We start from the raw sequence: 13,692 nt of genomic DNA on the forward strand, positions 1-13,692 counted from the left end.
ACAAACAAGGCGGCCGCGCGCGCCTGTCACAGGCGTTACTGGCCCGAAACAAACGTAGGAGCGAGCGCAGCTCGCGATTGCGCCGCGCGGGCGGCGCTCGATCTCACAGGCGCTGAAGATGCTCCGGCTACCCTTGCCAGGAACCATAGAATCTCCCACAGGTACAGCGCAGGCCTCAAGAACTGCACGGTCCTGGTAGGAGCGGCCTCGTGTCGCGATGGGCTGCGCAGCAGCCCCAATCAGTGTGACATCACACACAAGTGAACAACATTACGGTAAACCGACGCTTGAATGCGTTCTGCTCAGCGAATGCCGGACTGACGCAGCGCCGCCGGTTGGAAGTCGGCCTTGCTGGCACTGAAGCCGAAGTCATAAGCACGCTTCTCTTCGTTCTTCATACCTAGCGCCAGGTAACGACCAGACTGCAGGTCGTAGATGGCCTCCAGGGTGTACCACGGTACCTCGACATTGTAGTAAGGCTGGGCGTGCGCCTCGGACACGCGCCACAGCTGGCCACGGCCATCGTACTGGTCGATCACTGCGGCCTGCCAGGTGTCTTCGTCGATGTAGAAGTCACGCTTGGCGTAGATATGCCGCTGCCCCGGCTTCAGTGTGGCGACCACATGCCAGACACGGCGCAGCTCATAACGGGTCAGGTCCTGGTTGATGTGCCCGGCCTTGATGATGTCGGTGTACTTGAGCTTGGGGTCATCGAGCTTGAAGGCGTTGGAGGCGATGTACAGCTCCTTCTTGCCCTCCAGCTTCCAGTCATAGCGGTCTGGCGCGCCGTTGTACATGTCCAGGTTGTCCGACGTGCGCAGGCCATCGGCGGCGGTACCCGGGCCGTCGTACGACACCTGTGGCGCCTGGCGCACTCGGCGCTGGCCGGCGTTGTAGATCCAGGCCTTGCGCGGATCCTTGACCTGGTCGAGGGTTTCGTGCACCAGCAGTACGGTACCGGCCAGACGCGCCGGGGCGGTAACTTCCTGCTTGAAGTAGAACAGGATGTTGCCCGGGTTGTTCGGGTCGTAATCCTTCATCTTGTCGCGGAAGACGAACTGGTCAGAAAAGTACACGGGGTTGAAGGAGCCGTTCTGTTGCGGCGTGGCCTGGGTAACCAGGCGGCTGACGCTGCCACCCCGGTAGCGGGTGATGTGGTTCCAGATCACCTCCAGGCCGTTTTTCGGAATGGGGAACGGTATCGCGGTGCGGAAGTTGCTCAGGCCGTTGCCGCCTTCCACAAGGGTAGTCTTGGTGGCGTTCTCCTTGATGGCGGCGAACACGTCGGCAGGCACGGTGGAACCGCGGTGGGTCTTGAATACCGGGATCTTGAAGGTGTCCGGGTAACGCTTGAGCATGGCCATCTGGCCTGGCGAGAGCTTGTCCTTGTACTGCTCGGCGTTTTGCGCAGTGATGGTGAACAGTGGCTTCTCACTGCCGTACGGGTCGGACAGGAAGCCTTTGCCATCGACGCTGCCTGCGGTTTTCGACAAGGGCTGCCATGGGCCGATCGAACCATCGGCGTTACCGGCCTTTTCGGCGCCCATCGGGGTCAGCGTGCTACCCAGCTTGGCCGCCTCGTCGGCGGATACCGCAGCCATGACGCTGGTCGCCAGCAGGGACAGGCCCAGCACACCGGCTTGCAGCAGACTTCTGGTCTTGTTCATGTCGTGTTGTCCTGGATCTGTGGGCTTAGAAATTCACGCCGAAGCTGAGGGCGACGAAGTCGCGGTCATCCACGGTGCTGTACTTGCCGTCGAAGAAGTTGGTGTACGACAGACTCGCCGTGTAGGTGTTCTGGTACTCCGCGTCCAGGCCCAGGCTGACTGCCTTGCGGCCTTCCTCGAAGTTGCCGCCAGGGCCTGGCGAATAGCCCGACACGTCGTGCGACCAGGCCACGCTCGGTTTCAGGTTGACCCCGGCGAACACGTCGTTGTAGTCCCAGATCACGCGGGCGCGGTAGCCCCACGAAGTGCTGGTGGTGTAGCCGTCGTTCTCGCACTTGCGGTTCAGGTTGGCGGTGGAGGCACCCGCACCCGCGCCGGCGATGGTGCTGCTGTTGAGTGCCTGGCAGGTATCTGCGCCGCCGGTGGCGGGCAGCGGGCCTGGGCCGAATACCGGGTCACGGCCGTAACGGGTATCGTGCGCGTTCTCCAGGCCACCGACGTGGGTCACACCCAGCTCGCCGACCACGGTCATGCGGCTGGCGCCCATCACCTGGTCGAAGAAGTGCGTGAGGGTCGTCTGGAACTGAGTGATCTCCTTGCGACGGTAGCCATGCAGGTCCTGGCCAGGGGTGCCTGTCAGCAGCGAGGCGTTGCTCAATGCGCCACCAATCGGGCGAACCCCGGCAAACAGGATGTCCGTGGTATTGAGCTGCACCGGTGCGTTGGGCCGGTAGCTGATTTCGCCGCTCCAGGCGGTGCCAGTGGGCAATGTGGTGGAGAAGCTCAAGCCATACAGGCGAATGTCTTCCGGGTATTCGACGAAGTACTCGGAATTGCCGGCCACGATCAGCGGCGCCAGCGCCCGCAGTTGCGCAGGCAGCGCGCTGAGCCCTGCAAATACCGAAGGTGCGGCCCCTGTGGCGCTGAAGATTGGCGCACGGCTGTGGTAGTTCATGAAGTAGGCACCGAACTCGGTGTCCAGCGGCTCGAACATGTAGCGCATGGCCACACCGAACTGCCCGCTGTCACGCGCATCGCGGTCGGCACCACGGCGCACCATCACGCCCTCTTCGTTGATGTTCACGCCGCGCGTGGCAAGAAACTGCTGGGCGGCGCCCGGTACCGTGCGGCTGCTGTTGAGCACGCGCAGGTTGTCGGTACAGCCATCGGCGATGATGTCGGGTTGCGAGAAGAACGTGCCGCAGTTGTCGACGACCGTCTGGTCCCACTCCAGCTGATAGAAGGCCTCGGCCGACAGGTTGTCGGTCAGGCTCTGGGAGATGTAGAACATGTTGACCGGAATCAGGCCTTCCTTGATCTCGGCACCCGGGCGGCGGAACGCCGACACGTCGATGGGGTTGATCGCGTTGATGCCGCCACCGATGAAGGTACTTTCGCCCCAGCTGACCACCTGCTTGCCGAGGCGAACCGAGCCCGGCTGATCACCGATCGAGTAGTTGTGGTAGACGAAGGCGTCGAGCAGTTCGGCGCCGGACGACTTGGCCCCTTCCTTGCGGTTGGAATCGCTGATGTCCTTGAATTCGCGACCTTCGTCCTTCAGCTCGAAGTCATACCAGTACTTGCCGCGCACGAATACGCCGGTATCACCGTACTTGAGCTCCAGGTCGTGGATACCCTTGAAGATCTTGGAGAAGGTTTCGCCCTTCTTGAAGTTCAGGTGACCGTCGTCGGAGGTCTGCGACAGGCCCTTGCCGCCGTTGTTCACCCCGATCAGGTTCCGGTTGGGGTTGGCGGTCGACCAGCTGGCGCCAATGGAGAGCGACGAGTCGAACTGGCCTTCGATTTCACCGATGTTGAAACTGACAGCGAAAGCAGGACTTGCGAGCGTGGAAGCGATGCTGACGGCCAAGGGCAGCTTGGCCCGGCGCCAGAACGGATTTGCAGATTTCATCGACGCTACTCCATGTACTTTATTGTTATGGCAGTGAGTCCTTTCAAGAACGGCCGAGTGACCGGTTTGCAGGCTTGCGCCTGCGGCGGCACGGCTAGCGCGTGACGCCCTCCCCCATTCCTGAAAATCCCCTGGCCCCGACTATAGCCAGCAAGGCACAGGCGCTTGATCCCTCTAAAGTGTGATTTGCGCTCCGTGCCAACCACTCGTTGGGTTTTTTCCTTGATCGCGTGCTGGCAGTGCTCAAGGATGGCGCATTTTTACCATTTGGCAAGGCGCCAGCCGCTCTAGAACGCGGGTCGCGTTCTGTCGCACGCGACCCGCCCCAGGTTTACAGGGTGGACAGGAAGGCGCTGTTGCTGGCCTGCCACTGCACGATGTCCTGGCGTATGCGCTTCTTGTCCAGCTTGCCGACACTGGTCTTGGGAATTTCAGTAACAACGGCGATCTGGCTGGGAATCGCCCATTTGTTGATATGGCCTTGCTCGACGAACGGCTTGAGGTGGTCCTTCAGCGCTTTCGCATCGATCGCCATGCCCTCGCGCACCACCAGCAGGGCAAACGGGCGCTCGCCCCACTGCGGGTCGGCCACCCCCACCACCGCGACTTCGCGCACGGCCGGGTGGCGGCTGACCAGGTCTTCCAGGTCGAGTGACGACACCCACTCGCCACCGGTCTTGATCACATCCTTGATACGGTCGCGTATGTCGATGTAACCCATGTTGTCGAGGGTGGCGACGTCGCCGGTGTGCAGCCAGCCGCCCAGCCACAGCTCTTCGCTCTTTTCCGGCTCCTTGAAATAACCCTGGGTCAGCCACGGTGCACGCAGCACCAGCTCGCCCTGGGTTTCGCCATCGGCGGGCAGGAAGTTGCCGTCGCCGTCGACAATCGCCGCCTCCACCAACGGTACCGGCACCCCGGCCTTGATACGGTAGGTGACGCGCTCATCCTCACTGCCGGCCTGCAACTCGTCGTTCAGGTGCGCGGCGGATATCAGCGGGCAGGTCTCGGACATGCCGTACGCTGCGGTCAGCTGGATGCCGCGGGCCAGCGCCGCCTGGTACAGCGACCGGTTCAGCGAGCTGCCGCCGATGATGATTTTCCAGCCGCCGAAGTCCTGGCCTTGGGCAGTCGGGCAATTGAGCAGCATCTGCAGGATGGTCGGCACACAGTGGGAGAAGGTGACGTTCTCTTCACGCCACAGCCTGATCAGCATCTCGGGCTCGTAACGACCGGGATACACCTGCTTCATGCCGAGCATGGTGGCCGCGTAGGGAATGCCCCAGGCATGCACGTGGAACATCGGCGTGATCGGCATGTAGACGTCATCGCTGCCCAGCAGGCGCACGCTGTCGATACTGCCGGTGACCGAAGCCTCGGCCAGGGTGTGCAGCACCAGCTGCCGATGGGTGAAGTACACGCCCTTGGGGTTGCCGGTGGTGCCAGTGGTGTAGAACGTGGTCGCCACCGAGTTCTCGTCGAAGTCGGGGAAGTCGTAGCTCGGGCTGGCAGCGGCGAGCAGTTGTTCGTACTCACCCACCAGCCCGGGCAGTTCGGCGGCCTGGGCCGGGCCATCGGTCAGCAGCACGGTCTTGTCGACAGTGGTCAACTGCCCGGCGATGGCCTGGTACAGGCCGACAAAGTCACTGTTGACCAGCACCACCCGGTCTTCGGCGTGGTTCATGGTGTAGAGGATCTGCTCGGGTGACAGGCGCACGTTGATGGTATGCACCACGGCGCCGATCATCGGGATGGCAAACATGCATTCCAGGTAGCGGTGGCTGTCCCAGTCCATGACCGCCACGGTGTCACCGGCCTTGACCCCGGCCTCGGTCAGCACGTTGGCCAGCCGGGCGATACGCTCGTTGAGCTGTGGGTAGGTCAGCCGCATCTGGTCGCGGTAGACGATTTCGCGGGTCTTCTCGTAGCGGCTGCCAGACATCAGCAGGCGCTTGATCAGTAATGGATAGGCATAGGCGCCCTCGGCGGGCTTGATGATGCGGGTCTGCAACATGGATATCCCTTTTCTTGGAAGCGGGCCGGAAAAGTCGGTGGGGAGCTGATCTGGGGAGTTACTGTAGTTCGCCAATGTGACGGCCAAATCAGCCGAAGGAATGATTTGCCTGGCCAAGGTATGAGCCGCAAGGCGTTGACGGGCGGCGAGGTTGAGCTGGACACTGCGCCGGGAGCCCACCACAAACCCGCCCCTGCCCAGGAGATGTTCATGCCCAGCCCGCGTCGCGCCGTGTTTCTCGACCACCAGTCCCTGGACCTCGGCGACCTGGATCTGTCGCCCCTGCAGCAGCAGTTCGACCAGTTCGAGCTGTTCGCCGCCACCGCCCCGGAACAGGTCGCCGAGCGCCTGCAGGGCGCGGTAGCGGTGGTCAGCAACAAGGTTGTGCTCGACGCCGCCGTGCTGGCCGCCAATCCGCAATTGAAGCTGATTCTGGTGGCCGCCACCGGCACCAACAACGTCGACCTGGCCGCCGCCCGCGCCCAGGGCATCACGGTGTGCAACTGCCAGGGCTACGGCACGCCGTCTGTCGCCCAGCACACCCTCGCGCTGCTGCTGGCGCTGGCCACGCGGCTGTGCGACTACCACCAGGCGGTGGCAGAGGGGCAATGGGCCAAGGCCAACCAGTTCTGCCTGCTGGATTTCCCGATTGTCGAACTGCAGGGCAAAACCCTTGGCCTGCTTGGCCACGGTGAGTTGGGCGGCGCGGTGGCGCGGCTGGCCGAAGCGTTCGGCATGCGCGTACTGAGCGGGCTGATCCCCGGCCGCCCGCAGCGCGCCGACCGGCTGCCGCTGGAGGCGTTGTTGCCGCAGGTTGACGCGCTGACCCTGCACTGCCCCTTGAATGAGCACACCCGGCACATGCTGGGGGCGCGCGAGCTGGCCCTGCTCAAGCCTGGGGCGCTGGTGGTGAACACCGCGCGCGGCGGCCTGATCGATGAGCAGGCCCTGGCCGATGCGCTGCGCAGTGGCCACCTGGGCGGCGCTGCCACCGACGTATTGAGCGTGGAGCCGCCAGTCAACGGCAACCCGCTGCTCGAAGCCGGTATCCCGCGCCTGATCATCACCCCACACAGCGCCTGGGGCGCGGTGGAGGCGCGCCAGCGTATCGTCGGCCAGCTCAGCGAGAACGCCCAGGCCTTTTTCGCCGGGCAGCCACGCCGCGTGGTCAGCTGAGCCAGGCGCCGGGCTCTGCTACACTGCGCCACTTTTTTCCAGGAGGCGTCGTTCATGGACCCGCGCAGTGAAGTATTGCTCCGCCAGGCGGAGCTGTTCCAGGGCCCGCTGCTGCTCGCAGGCGCCCCCGCCGACGGCTTGCTCGGGCAGTTGCCCGAAGCCCGCGCCTGGTCGTGGCACGCCGGCGACCAGGCCGTGCTCGAAGGCCGCTTTGCGGGCCGCAGCCAGTATGGCGTAGAGCCCCCGGCGGGCGCGTTCGACAGCGCCGTGCTGTTCCTGCCCAAATCCCGCGAATTGGCCGCCTACCTGCTCAACGCCCTGGCTTCCCGCCTGGCGGGTCGCGCGCTGTACCTGGTCGGTGAAAAACGCGGTGGCATCGAGGGCGCGGCCAAGCTGTTGCAGGCTTTCGGCAAGCCGCGCAAGCTTGACAGCGCGCGGCATTGCCAGCTGTGGCAGGTGACGGTCGACCAGGCCCCGCAGGCGACACCGCTGCAGAGCCTGGCCCAGCGCTTCGAACTGGCCCTGGAAGACGGCCCGCTGCAAGTGGTCAGCCTGCCCGGTGTGTTCAGCCACGGCCGCCTGGACCGCGGCACTGCGCTGCTGCTCAAGCACCTGGACAACCTGCCCAGCGGCCACATGCTGGACTTCGGTTGCGGTGCCGGGGTGCTGGGGGCCACGGTCAAGCGCCGTTACCCGCACAACCGGGTGACGTTGCTGGACGTGGATGCCTTCGCCGTGGCTGCCAGCCGTCTGACCCTGGCTGCAAACGGCCTGGAAGGTGAGGTGATCAGCGGTGATGGCATTGATGCAGCACCGCTCGACCTGAGCCTGATTCTCAGCAACCCGCCGTTCCATACCGGGGTGCACACCAATTACCAGGCCTCGGAAAACTTGCTGAGAAAATTAGCGGTTCATCTGCGAAAAGGGGGCGAAATGCGCTTGGTTGCCAATAGCTTCCTGCGCTACCAGCCGCTGATCGAAGGGGCGCTGGGCAACTGCCAGATACGCGACGAGGCGGAAGGCTTCCGAATCTACCAGGCCGTGCATGGCTGAAAACAGCGCTTGCCGAAAGCGTTTTGCCAAGGCAGAATCCGCTCCGTCCTAGGGGAGTAGTCTCCCGCGAGCCCACCGCTCGCCCGGTACGCGTCAACATACTTGGTCCACAGACCATGGCGCGTGCGACCCCCATGCCCACGTGCATGGAGAGATCCGCATAGACGGATCCGGGGTTTGACAAGACCTATGACACGCACACCTTACCCGGGGCGGGAAGGCTGTACGTGTCATAGCCGTGTCGACCCGCCCCCCGTAGGAATCCTGATGCTGGAATCTCTGTTGGTCCCCACCGCCATCGTTGCGCTCGCCGAAATCGGCGACAAGACGCAGCTGCTCGCACTCATTCTCGCCGCGCGCTTCCGCAAGCCATGGCCGATCATTGCCGGTATCATCGCCGCCACCCTGGCCAACCATGCCGCAGCCGGTGCCGTAGGGGCGTGGGTCGGTAGCTTCTTCAGCGATTCGGCCCTGCACTGGATCCTGGCCGCGAGCTTCACCGCCACGGCGCTCTGGACCCTGGTACCGGACAAAATGGACGATGACGAGAACCCGGCGCGCCGCTTCGGCCCGTTCCTGACCACGCTGATTGCGTTCTTCCTCGCCGAAATCGGTGACAAGACCCAGGTCGCGACCGTAATGCTGGCGGCCCAATACCCGCACCTGATCATGGTCATCATCGGCACCACGCTGGGCATGCTGATTGCCAACGTACCCGTGGTGCTGGCGGGCAACTTTGCAGCCGACAAGCTGCCGCTGACGCTGATCCGTCGCCTGGCGGCCGCGGCGTTCTTCGTACTGGCGATCGTGGCCGTGTACTCGGCGATGAAGGCCAGTGGCTGGGTCGGGTAACCGGAAAACACGGGGGCGCCGTGCGCCCCCACGCTTCAAGCGATCATGGCTTGGCCGCGGCCTGATACAGCGGCATCACCTTGGGAATGGCCGCCTGCAGCGAGGCAATGCGGCTGGAGGATGCCGGGTGAGTGCTCATGAACTCGGGCGGGGCGCCTTCGGACGCCTTGCTCATCTTGTTCCACAAGGTGATTGCGGCGTTCGGGTCGTAGCCGGCACGGGCCGACAACTCCAGGCCGATCAGGTCGGCTTCGTTTTCGTTGGCCCGGCTGTTGGGCAGGGTCATGGCGTAGTTCACCACGGTGTCGGCAATGGCCATGCTGTTCTGGCCCAGGCCAAAGATGGCACCCGCCCCCTGGCGCGCCATTTCCACACCATAGGCCTTGGACATCGCCTCGCGGCTGTGCTCACGCAGGGCGTGGGCGATTTCGTGACCGACAACGGCGGCAATTTCCGCATCGGTGAGCTTGAGCTGGTCGATCAGGCCGGTATACACGATGATCTTGCCGCCAGGGCCGCAGTTGGCGTTCAGTTCGTCGCTCTTGATCACGTTGACTTGCCAGTCCCACTGCGCGGAATCCGGGCGGAACTTGGGGGCCTGGGCAATCAGCCGGCTGGCGATGGCCTGCACCCGCTTGGCATCGGCACTGGACTTGTCGAGCACCCCCTTGCTGGAGGCTTCACCGAGGGTCTGCTGGTACGACTGGGCGTACATCTGGTTGACTTCATCGGTGGAGAGCATGCTGAACATGTACTGCTGGCGCTCGACGCCGACAGCACCGCCACTGGTGGTATTCACCGCCTGGCAGCCGCCCAGCACGATGCCAGCACTCAACAGGCTGACGACAAAAGACTTACGCATGAAAACACTCCCTTTTTTGCATGCGCCGTATCCTAGGCCGACTCGCCGGTAGCCGCCATAGCCGCAGGGAAGATTTTCATCACCAGCACCGGCCACCCATCAAAGCGGGGTAAGACACTCCGGCGCATCCAGCTTCGGGTCGTTGACGAAATTCGCCAAGGCCCTTTCGCGCAGTGGCGCAGGCGGGCTGGCCAGCAGTTCGTGCAAGCGGGTAACCGGCGTATCCGGATCGAGCCAGGCAGCCTGGCCCGCATCGTCGAGGATCAGCGGCCGGCGCTGGTTCAGGGCCGCCTGGGTCACCACCGCGCAACTCAGCCACACCTGGTCCTGCACGGGGTAGGCTTCCCATATGGCCGCAAAGTACAACGAGGCGCCCTCCCCCGGCGTCAGCCAATAAGGGCGCTTGCGTACCGTGCCCCGCCACTCGTAAAAGCCGTTGGCCGGCATCAGGCAGCGGCGCTGGCGAAACGCCTCGCGGAACATCGGTTGCTCGGCCAGGGTTTCGGCGCGGGCATGGGCGGGGGTGCGGGACAGGTCGGTGAGCCACGCCGGGGTCAGCCCCCAACGCGCCATGGCCAGTTGCTGCTGGCCGTCAAGCTGGCGCTGGATCAGCACCGATGCCCCAGGTGCAATATTCCATTGGGCCGGCTGGCCCGCGGGGAACCCCGGCAGACTGGCAAGGGCCTGGGGCCAGCGAAACAGGGCGTAACGTCCACACATGAGCGAATTCAGAACCTAGCAGATCAAGGTACCGGGGATACTCTCCGGTTCGTCGCCAACCAGTGGCTGGGCCTCATTGTACGCATCGATCAGCTGCCGTGCGTACTCGGCCTGCTCATCGGCGACCGCAAGCCCTAGCAACCCTTGCATGGGCAGCTCGCCGACTGCACCGATCAGGTCACGGCCCACCACCTGCACCGCGATGCCTTCACTGGCGAGCATCCCGGACAGCATTTCGGCTTCAAGCAGGTTTTCCGGTTCGTAGATCCGCCGCATCATTCGTTCTCGCCGTAGACATCCAGCATCCATTCCTCGCCATGCACCTGCAGCACGAAACGAATCGGCCTGCAGCACACCTGGCAGTCCTCGATGTACTCCTGATCGCCACCGGACAGGTCCACCGTGGTTTCGACCTCTTCGCCGCAATAAGGGCAATCGTAGAACGCAGTTTCGAGCATCGCGGCCTCCGGGGTGACTTATGCGTATAATTGTCGGTCTGTTTACGGGGCCCGTGTGCGTCCGAGCCGTTTTTCGGAGCCTGCCCCTGTTTATTACCCTAGCCGTTTCCAACAAGAGAGCATGATGGGCGAATTCGATGCCATCCGACCCTACGACGACGCTGAGGTACCTGCGGTTCTGGCCCGCCTGCTCAGCGACCCGGCATTCCTCGATATCCTCACCCACTTCCGCTTCCCGCGGGCAGCCGGGGCTTTCGGCTGGCTGCTCAAACCGCTGATCGCCCGCCGCCTGCGCAAGGAATTCGCCGGTGTGACCTGCGTTTCCACCCTGCAGGACAAGGTCGAGTACTACGTTGACCAGACCATCGACCGCGCCACCGACGGCGTCACCTATTCCGGTGTGGAGCAGTTGAAGGCAGGTACGGCCTACCTGTTCCTGGCCAACCACCGCGACATCGTGATGGACCCGGCCTTCGTCAACTATGCGGTGTACCACGCCGGCCTGCCCACGCCGCGCATCGCCATTGGCGACAACCTGCTGCAAAAGCCGTTCGTCAGCGACATGATGCGCCTGAACAAGAGTTTCATCGTGCACCGTTCGATCAGCGGGCGCCGTGAAAAGCTGGCGGCTTATCAGCTGCTCTCGGCCTACATCAACCACTCGATCCGCAACGACGCCACCTCGATCTGGATCGCCCAGGCCGAGGGCCGCGCCAAGGACGGTGACGACCGCACCGACTCGGCGATCCTCAAGATGTTCCACATGAGCCGCAAGGACGAGGCGTTTGGCGCCGTCATCCAGAGCCTGAACCTGACGCCGGTGTCGATCAGCTACGAGTACGACCCGTGCGACCAGGCCAAAGCCCGCGAGCTGTATATCCGCGCTACCACTGGCAGCTACCAGAAGGCCCCAGGGGAGGACGACAACAGCATCGCCAAGGGCATCACCGGCTACAAGGGCCGGGTGCACATCAACTTCGCGCCACCGGTGACCGAGTACTACGAGGATACCAAGCAGCTGGCCGCGGAGATCGACCGCCAGATCCTGGCTGGCTACCGGTTGTTCCCGGTGCATTACCTGGCCTACGCAATGTGGGAGGGTAAGGACGAAGCCCTGCAGGTACCTGGCGCCGAACAGGTGTTCCCGGCCGACGAACTGGCCAAGGCCAAGGAAGAATGGCAACGTCGGCTGGCGGCCTGCCCTGAAGAGCAGCGGCCGTACCTGGTATTGCAGTATGCGACACCGGTGCGCAACCAGTACCAGGTCAGGCAGCAGGCGCCGGTTGCCTGACCGATTGCGGGGCTGCCTTGCAGCCCCGCAATCTCAAACCCAGGTGCTGAACCAGGACAGCAGCAGCGCCATGGCCAGGCAAGCGAAGCCCAGAATGTAGAAGTACTTGGGCACCCGCAGGTCGAAGGCATCCACTACCCCCTCCTCAAGCGCCAGGCTCTCGCGGGTTTCGGCCGCGCGCCGCCTAGCGCTTTGCAGCAGCAACCCGCCCGGGCAGGTCAGCAGCAGCGCCAGCACATTGATCAACTTGGTGGGATGGGCGGCCAGAAACCCCCAAAGCACTTGCAAGGACATCACGCAACCTCGGTGTAAGCGACGGCGAAGGCCCGCATTCTACGCAACTCGCCCTTCGCTGCCCGGCATTGGCGACAAACTGTCATTTAATTTCATCTGTCATCGGCTCGTCATCTGAGCAGGCCACCCTGTCGACCTTCCCATGAGCCGGAGCTACTTCATGCTGCACGCCGAAAACCAGGACCGCCTTTACCTCGTTGCCCAAAGCGAGGAGCAACAGGCGCTGATCGATGGTTTTGCCATCAATGTGCAAGACCGCCAGTGGCTGGTCTACTGCGCGCTGGGCGGGCATGTGCATGCAGACCTGCCGGAGGTGGACGCCGGCACTGGCTTCAGCCTGCTGGATTTCCACATAGAGGCGGCGTGAACCTGCGCCGGCCACCCCACCGGCAAGCGTTGGCGAGGCACAAAAAAACCCGCTGCCTGGCGACCAGGCAGCGGGTTTTCAGCAGCGCAGAGGGCTTACTGGGCCAGGATCTGGCCAATGCTCGGGTCTTTGAACATGCGGGTCAGCGCATCGCTCAGAACGTCGCCTACCAACTGGGTGTTGGTGTCCTGGTTCGGTGCCATGCCGAAGCGCTGGTCGAGCGACGCGCCGTAACGGCCGCTGTAGCTGCGGCCGCCATTCTTCACGTCGGCACGGAAGGTGGCACCGATCGTGGCTTCGGTCACGTACAGGTTGTCTTTGGGCGACTGGTACTTCAGCTCGGCCAGGGTCACGGTCAACTGCGGCGCGTTGTAGGCGTTGGCCGTAGGCGTGAAGCCGAGCAGGCGCACAGCCGCTTCAGCCTGGGCCTGCAGCTTGGGCACCACGTCATTGCCACTGACGCTGATGGTGCTGGTTTCAGGGTACATGCCACCACGGGTACCCAGCGACTGCGATGGGCGACCGTCAACCACCCGGACCACCACCGGCTGGCCATGACCGACCGGCGCGAGCTGGGCCTTGAGCGTGGGTTGCGGGTTGAGTTGTTGCGGGCTGTGGGCACAACCGACCAGGCTGAGGCTGGCCACGGCAAGCAAACCGAACAACAGACGTTGCAACATGCGCGTTTCTCCAGAAAATGCGGCTAAGGCGCACAGTATACCCAGCCCCGCATCGGCCAGTCATCGGTCCCAGCCCGCTTGTGACAATGCTTTCATGCACTGCCCGGGCCTGTACTTTGCGTCTGTGCAAGCCGGCATTGGCAGCCGCGCATGCGCCTGGCCTGACAAACGCTGCAATAAAAACCACGAATGGCGACATTTCTGCCCGCGACATCGTTATAATCTCCCCCCGATTATAAGGACGTCTCCTGATCGGGCCCCGCACTCGCCGATTGACCCCGGCAACTTCAACGCTTCGCCCACAGAGAGCCTTCCACTGAGGTCTTGCATCGGCTGTCGTGCCTGC

14 protein-coding genes and 1 riboswitch are annotated in these 13,692 nt (G+C 63.6%); of the genes, 5 read left to right on the forward strand and 9 right to left on the reverse strand.

Translation table 11 applies throughout. The annotated features are described in order from the left end of the window. Positions 1-302: 302 nt before the first annotated feature. The 3 genes from B3361_RS11790 to B3361_RS11800 all read right to left on the reverse strand — a co-directional run bounded on the left by B3361_RS11790 (position 303) and on the right by B3361_RS11800 (position 5,593). A complete protein-coding gene (locus tag B3361_RS11790; RefSeq protein WP_054881702.1) occupies positions 303-1,667 on the reverse strand; it encodes a DUF1329 domain-containing protein in 1,365 nt (454 codons plus the stop codon). Positions 1,668-1,692: 25 nt separating this feature from the next. Then, complete coding sequence (locus tag B3361_RS11795; protein ID WP_009682933.1) at positions 1,693-3,579, reverse strand: DUF1302 domain-containing protein; 1,887 nt, start codon at positions 3,577-3,579, stop codon at positions 1,693-1,695. A gap of 331 nt (positions 3,580-3,910) precedes the next feature. Further along, entirely contained in the window at positions 3,911-5,593 is a 1,683-nt protein-coding gene (locus tag B3361_RS11800) for a fatty acid--CoA ligase (protein WP_054881703.1), read from the reverse strand. 210 nt (positions 5,594-5,803) lie between these two features. Between B3361_RS11800 and B3361_RS11805 the strand changes: the two genes are divergently transcribed. From B3361_RS11805 to B3361_RS11815, 3 genes are all read left to right on the forward strand, one after another. Continuing rightward, the gene (locus tag B3361_RS11805; RefSeq protein ID WP_029887160.1) at positions 5,804-6,769 is read left to right on the forward strand and encodes a 2-hydroxyacid dehydrogenase; all 966 of its coding nucleotides are present in this window, start codon (positions 5,804-5,806) and stop codon (positions 6,767-6,769) included. 54 nt (positions 6,770-6,823) lie between these two features. Further along, positions 6,824-7,822 (forward strand): class I SAM-dependent methyltransferase, encoded by a 999-nt coding sequence (locus B3361_RS11810; protein WP_009682937.1) that lies wholly within the window; start codon positions 6,824-6,826, stop codon positions 7,820-7,822. A gap of 38 nt (positions 7,823-7,860) precedes the next feature. After that, a riboswitch (yybP-ykoY riboswitch) is annotated at positions 7,861-8,001 on the forward strand. Between the two features lie 88 nt (positions 8,002-8,089). Then, positions 8,090-8,674, forward strand: coding sequence for a TMEM165/GDT1 family protein (locus B3361_RS11815; RefSeq protein WP_009682938.1), 585 nt, complete (start codon positions 8,090-8,092; stop codon positions 8,672-8,674). A gap of 43 nt (positions 8,675-8,717) precedes the next feature. Here the strand turns inward: B3361_RS11815 and B3361_RS11820 are convergent, their stop codons facing one another. The 4 genes from B3361_RS11820 to B3361_RS11835 form a co-directional block, all read right to left on the reverse strand. Beyond that, the gene (locus tag B3361_RS11820) at positions 8,718-9,536 is read right to left on the reverse strand and encodes a M48 family metallopeptidase (protein ID WP_054903937.1); all 819 of its coding nucleotides are present in this window, start codon (positions 9,534-9,536) and stop codon (positions 8,718-8,720) included. A gap of 99 nt (positions 9,537-9,635) precedes the next feature. Then, positions 9,636-10,256: an SOS response-associated peptidase gene (locus B3361_RS11825; protein WP_054903936.1), complete on the reverse strand. Its 621-nt coding sequence runs from the start codon at positions 10,254-10,256 to the stop codon at positions 9,636-9,638. A gap of 15 nt (positions 10,257-10,271) precedes the next feature. Further along, positions 10,272-10,532, reverse strand: coding sequence for a putative signal transducing protein (locus tag B3361_RS11830; RefSeq protein ID WP_054903940.1), 261 nt, complete (start codon positions 10,530-10,532; stop codon positions 10,272-10,274). Further along, positions 10,532-10,714, reverse strand: a complete 183-nt coding sequence (locus B3361_RS11835; protein ID WP_009682943.1) for a CPXCG motif-containing cysteine-rich protein — start codon at positions 10,712-10,714, stop codon at positions 10,532-10,534. The genes B3361_RS11830 and B3361_RS11835 overlap by 1 nt, the downstream gene beginning before the upstream one ends. Positions 10,715-10,838: 124 nt before the next feature. Here B3361_RS11835 and B3361_RS11840 point away from each other — a divergent pair, with 124 nt between their 5' ends. Further along, positions 10,839-12,005 carry a 1-acyl-sn-glycerol-3-phosphate acyltransferase gene (locus B3361_RS11840; protein ID WP_054912104.1) on the forward strand — a complete coding sequence of 389 codons (1,167 nt, stop codon included), beginning with the start codon at positions 10,839-10,841 and terminating at the stop codon, positions 12,003-12,005. Positions 12,006-12,038: 33 nt separating this feature from the next. Here the strand turns inward: B3361_RS11840 and B3361_RS11845 are convergent, their stop codons facing one another. Next, complete coding sequence (locus tag B3361_RS11845; RefSeq protein WP_054903934.1) at positions 12,039-12,299, reverse strand: hypothetical protein; 261 nt, start codon at positions 12,297-12,299, stop codon at positions 12,039-12,041. 160 nt (positions 12,300-12,459) lie between these two features. Here B3361_RS11845 and B3361_RS11850 point away from each other — a divergent pair, with 160 nt between their 5' ends. After that, a complete protein-coding gene (locus tag B3361_RS11850) occupies positions 12,460-12,666 on the forward strand; it encodes a hypothetical protein (protein WP_009682946.1) in 207 nt (68 codons plus the stop codon). Positions 12,667-12,761: 95 nt separating this feature from the next. On the opposite strand, the gene B3361_RS11855 is transcribed toward B3361_RS11850, so the two are convergent. Continuing rightward, positions 12,762-13,346 carry a YajG family lipoprotein gene (locus tag B3361_RS11855; RefSeq protein WP_029886852.1) on the reverse strand — a complete coding sequence of 195 codons (585 nt, stop codon included), beginning with the start codon at positions 13,344-13,346 and terminating at the stop codon, positions 12,762-12,764. Positions 13,347-13,692 lie beyond the last annotated feature (346 nt).

Source organism: Pseudomonas sp. UBA6699 (assembly GCF_002454615.1).
Lineage (GTDB): Bacteria > Pseudomonadota > Gammaproteobacteria > Pseudomonadales > Pseudomonadaceae > Aquipseudomonas > Aquipseudomonas juntendi.

Excerpts from the sequence above, each read along its gene's own strand:
- B3361_RS11790 (WP_054881702.1), bottom strand. The coding sequence starts at position 1,667 with ATGAACAAGACCAGAAGTCTGCTGCAAGCCGGTGTGCTGGGCCTGTCC.
- B3361_RS11795 (WP_009682933.1), bottom strand. The coding sequence starts at position 3,579 with ATGAAATCTGCAAATCCGTTCTGGCGCCGGGCCAAGCTGCCCTTGGCC.
- B3361_RS11800 (WP_054881703.1), bottom strand. The coding sequence starts at position 5,593 with ATGTTGCAGACCCGCATCATCAAGCCCGCCGAGGGCGCCTATGCCTAT.
- B3361_RS11805 (WP_029887160.1), top strand. The coding sequence starts at position 5,804 with ATGCCCAGCCCGCGTCGCGCCGTGTTTCTCGACCACCAGTCCCTGGAC.
- B3361_RS11810 (WP_009682937.1), top strand. The coding sequence starts at position 6,824 with ATGGACCCGCGCAGTGAAGTATTGCTCCGCCAGGCGGAGCTGTTCCAG.
- B3361_RS11815 (WP_009682938.1), top strand. The coding sequence starts at position 8,090 with ATGCTGGAATCTCTGTTGGTCCCCACCGCCATCGTTGCGCTCGCCGAA.
- B3361_RS11820 (WP_054903937.1), bottom strand. The coding sequence starts at position 9,536 with ATGCGTAAGTCTTTTGTCGTCAGCCTGTTGAGTGCTGGCATCGTGCTG.
- B3361_RS11825 (WP_054903936.1), bottom strand. The coding sequence starts at position 10,256 with ATGTGTGGACGTTACGCCCTGTTTCGCTGGCCCCAGGCCCTTGCCAGT.
- B3361_RS11830 (WP_054903940.1), bottom strand. The coding sequence starts at position 10,532 with ATGCGGCGGATCTACGAACCGGAAAACCTGCTTGAAGCCGAAATGCTG.
- B3361_RS11835 (WP_009682943.1), bottom strand. The coding sequence starts at position 10,714 with ATGCTCGAAACTGCGTTCTACGATTGCCCTTATTGCGGCGAAGAGGTC.
- B3361_RS11840 (WP_054912104.1), top strand. The coding sequence starts at position 10,839 with ATGGGCGAATTCGATGCCATCCGACCCTACGACGACGCTGAGGTACCT.
- B3361_RS11845 (WP_054903934.1), bottom strand. The coding sequence starts at position 12,299 with ATGTCCTTGCAAGTGCTTTGGGGGTTTCTGGCCGCCCATCCCACCAAG.
- B3361_RS11850 (WP_009682946.1), top strand. The coding sequence starts at position 12,460 with ATGCTGCACGCCGAAAACCAGGACCGCCTTTACCTCGTTGCCCAAAGC.
- B3361_RS11855 (WP_029886852.1), bottom strand. The coding sequence starts at position 13,346 with ATGTTGCAACGTCTGTTGTTCGGTTTGCTTGCCGTGGCCAGCCTCAGC.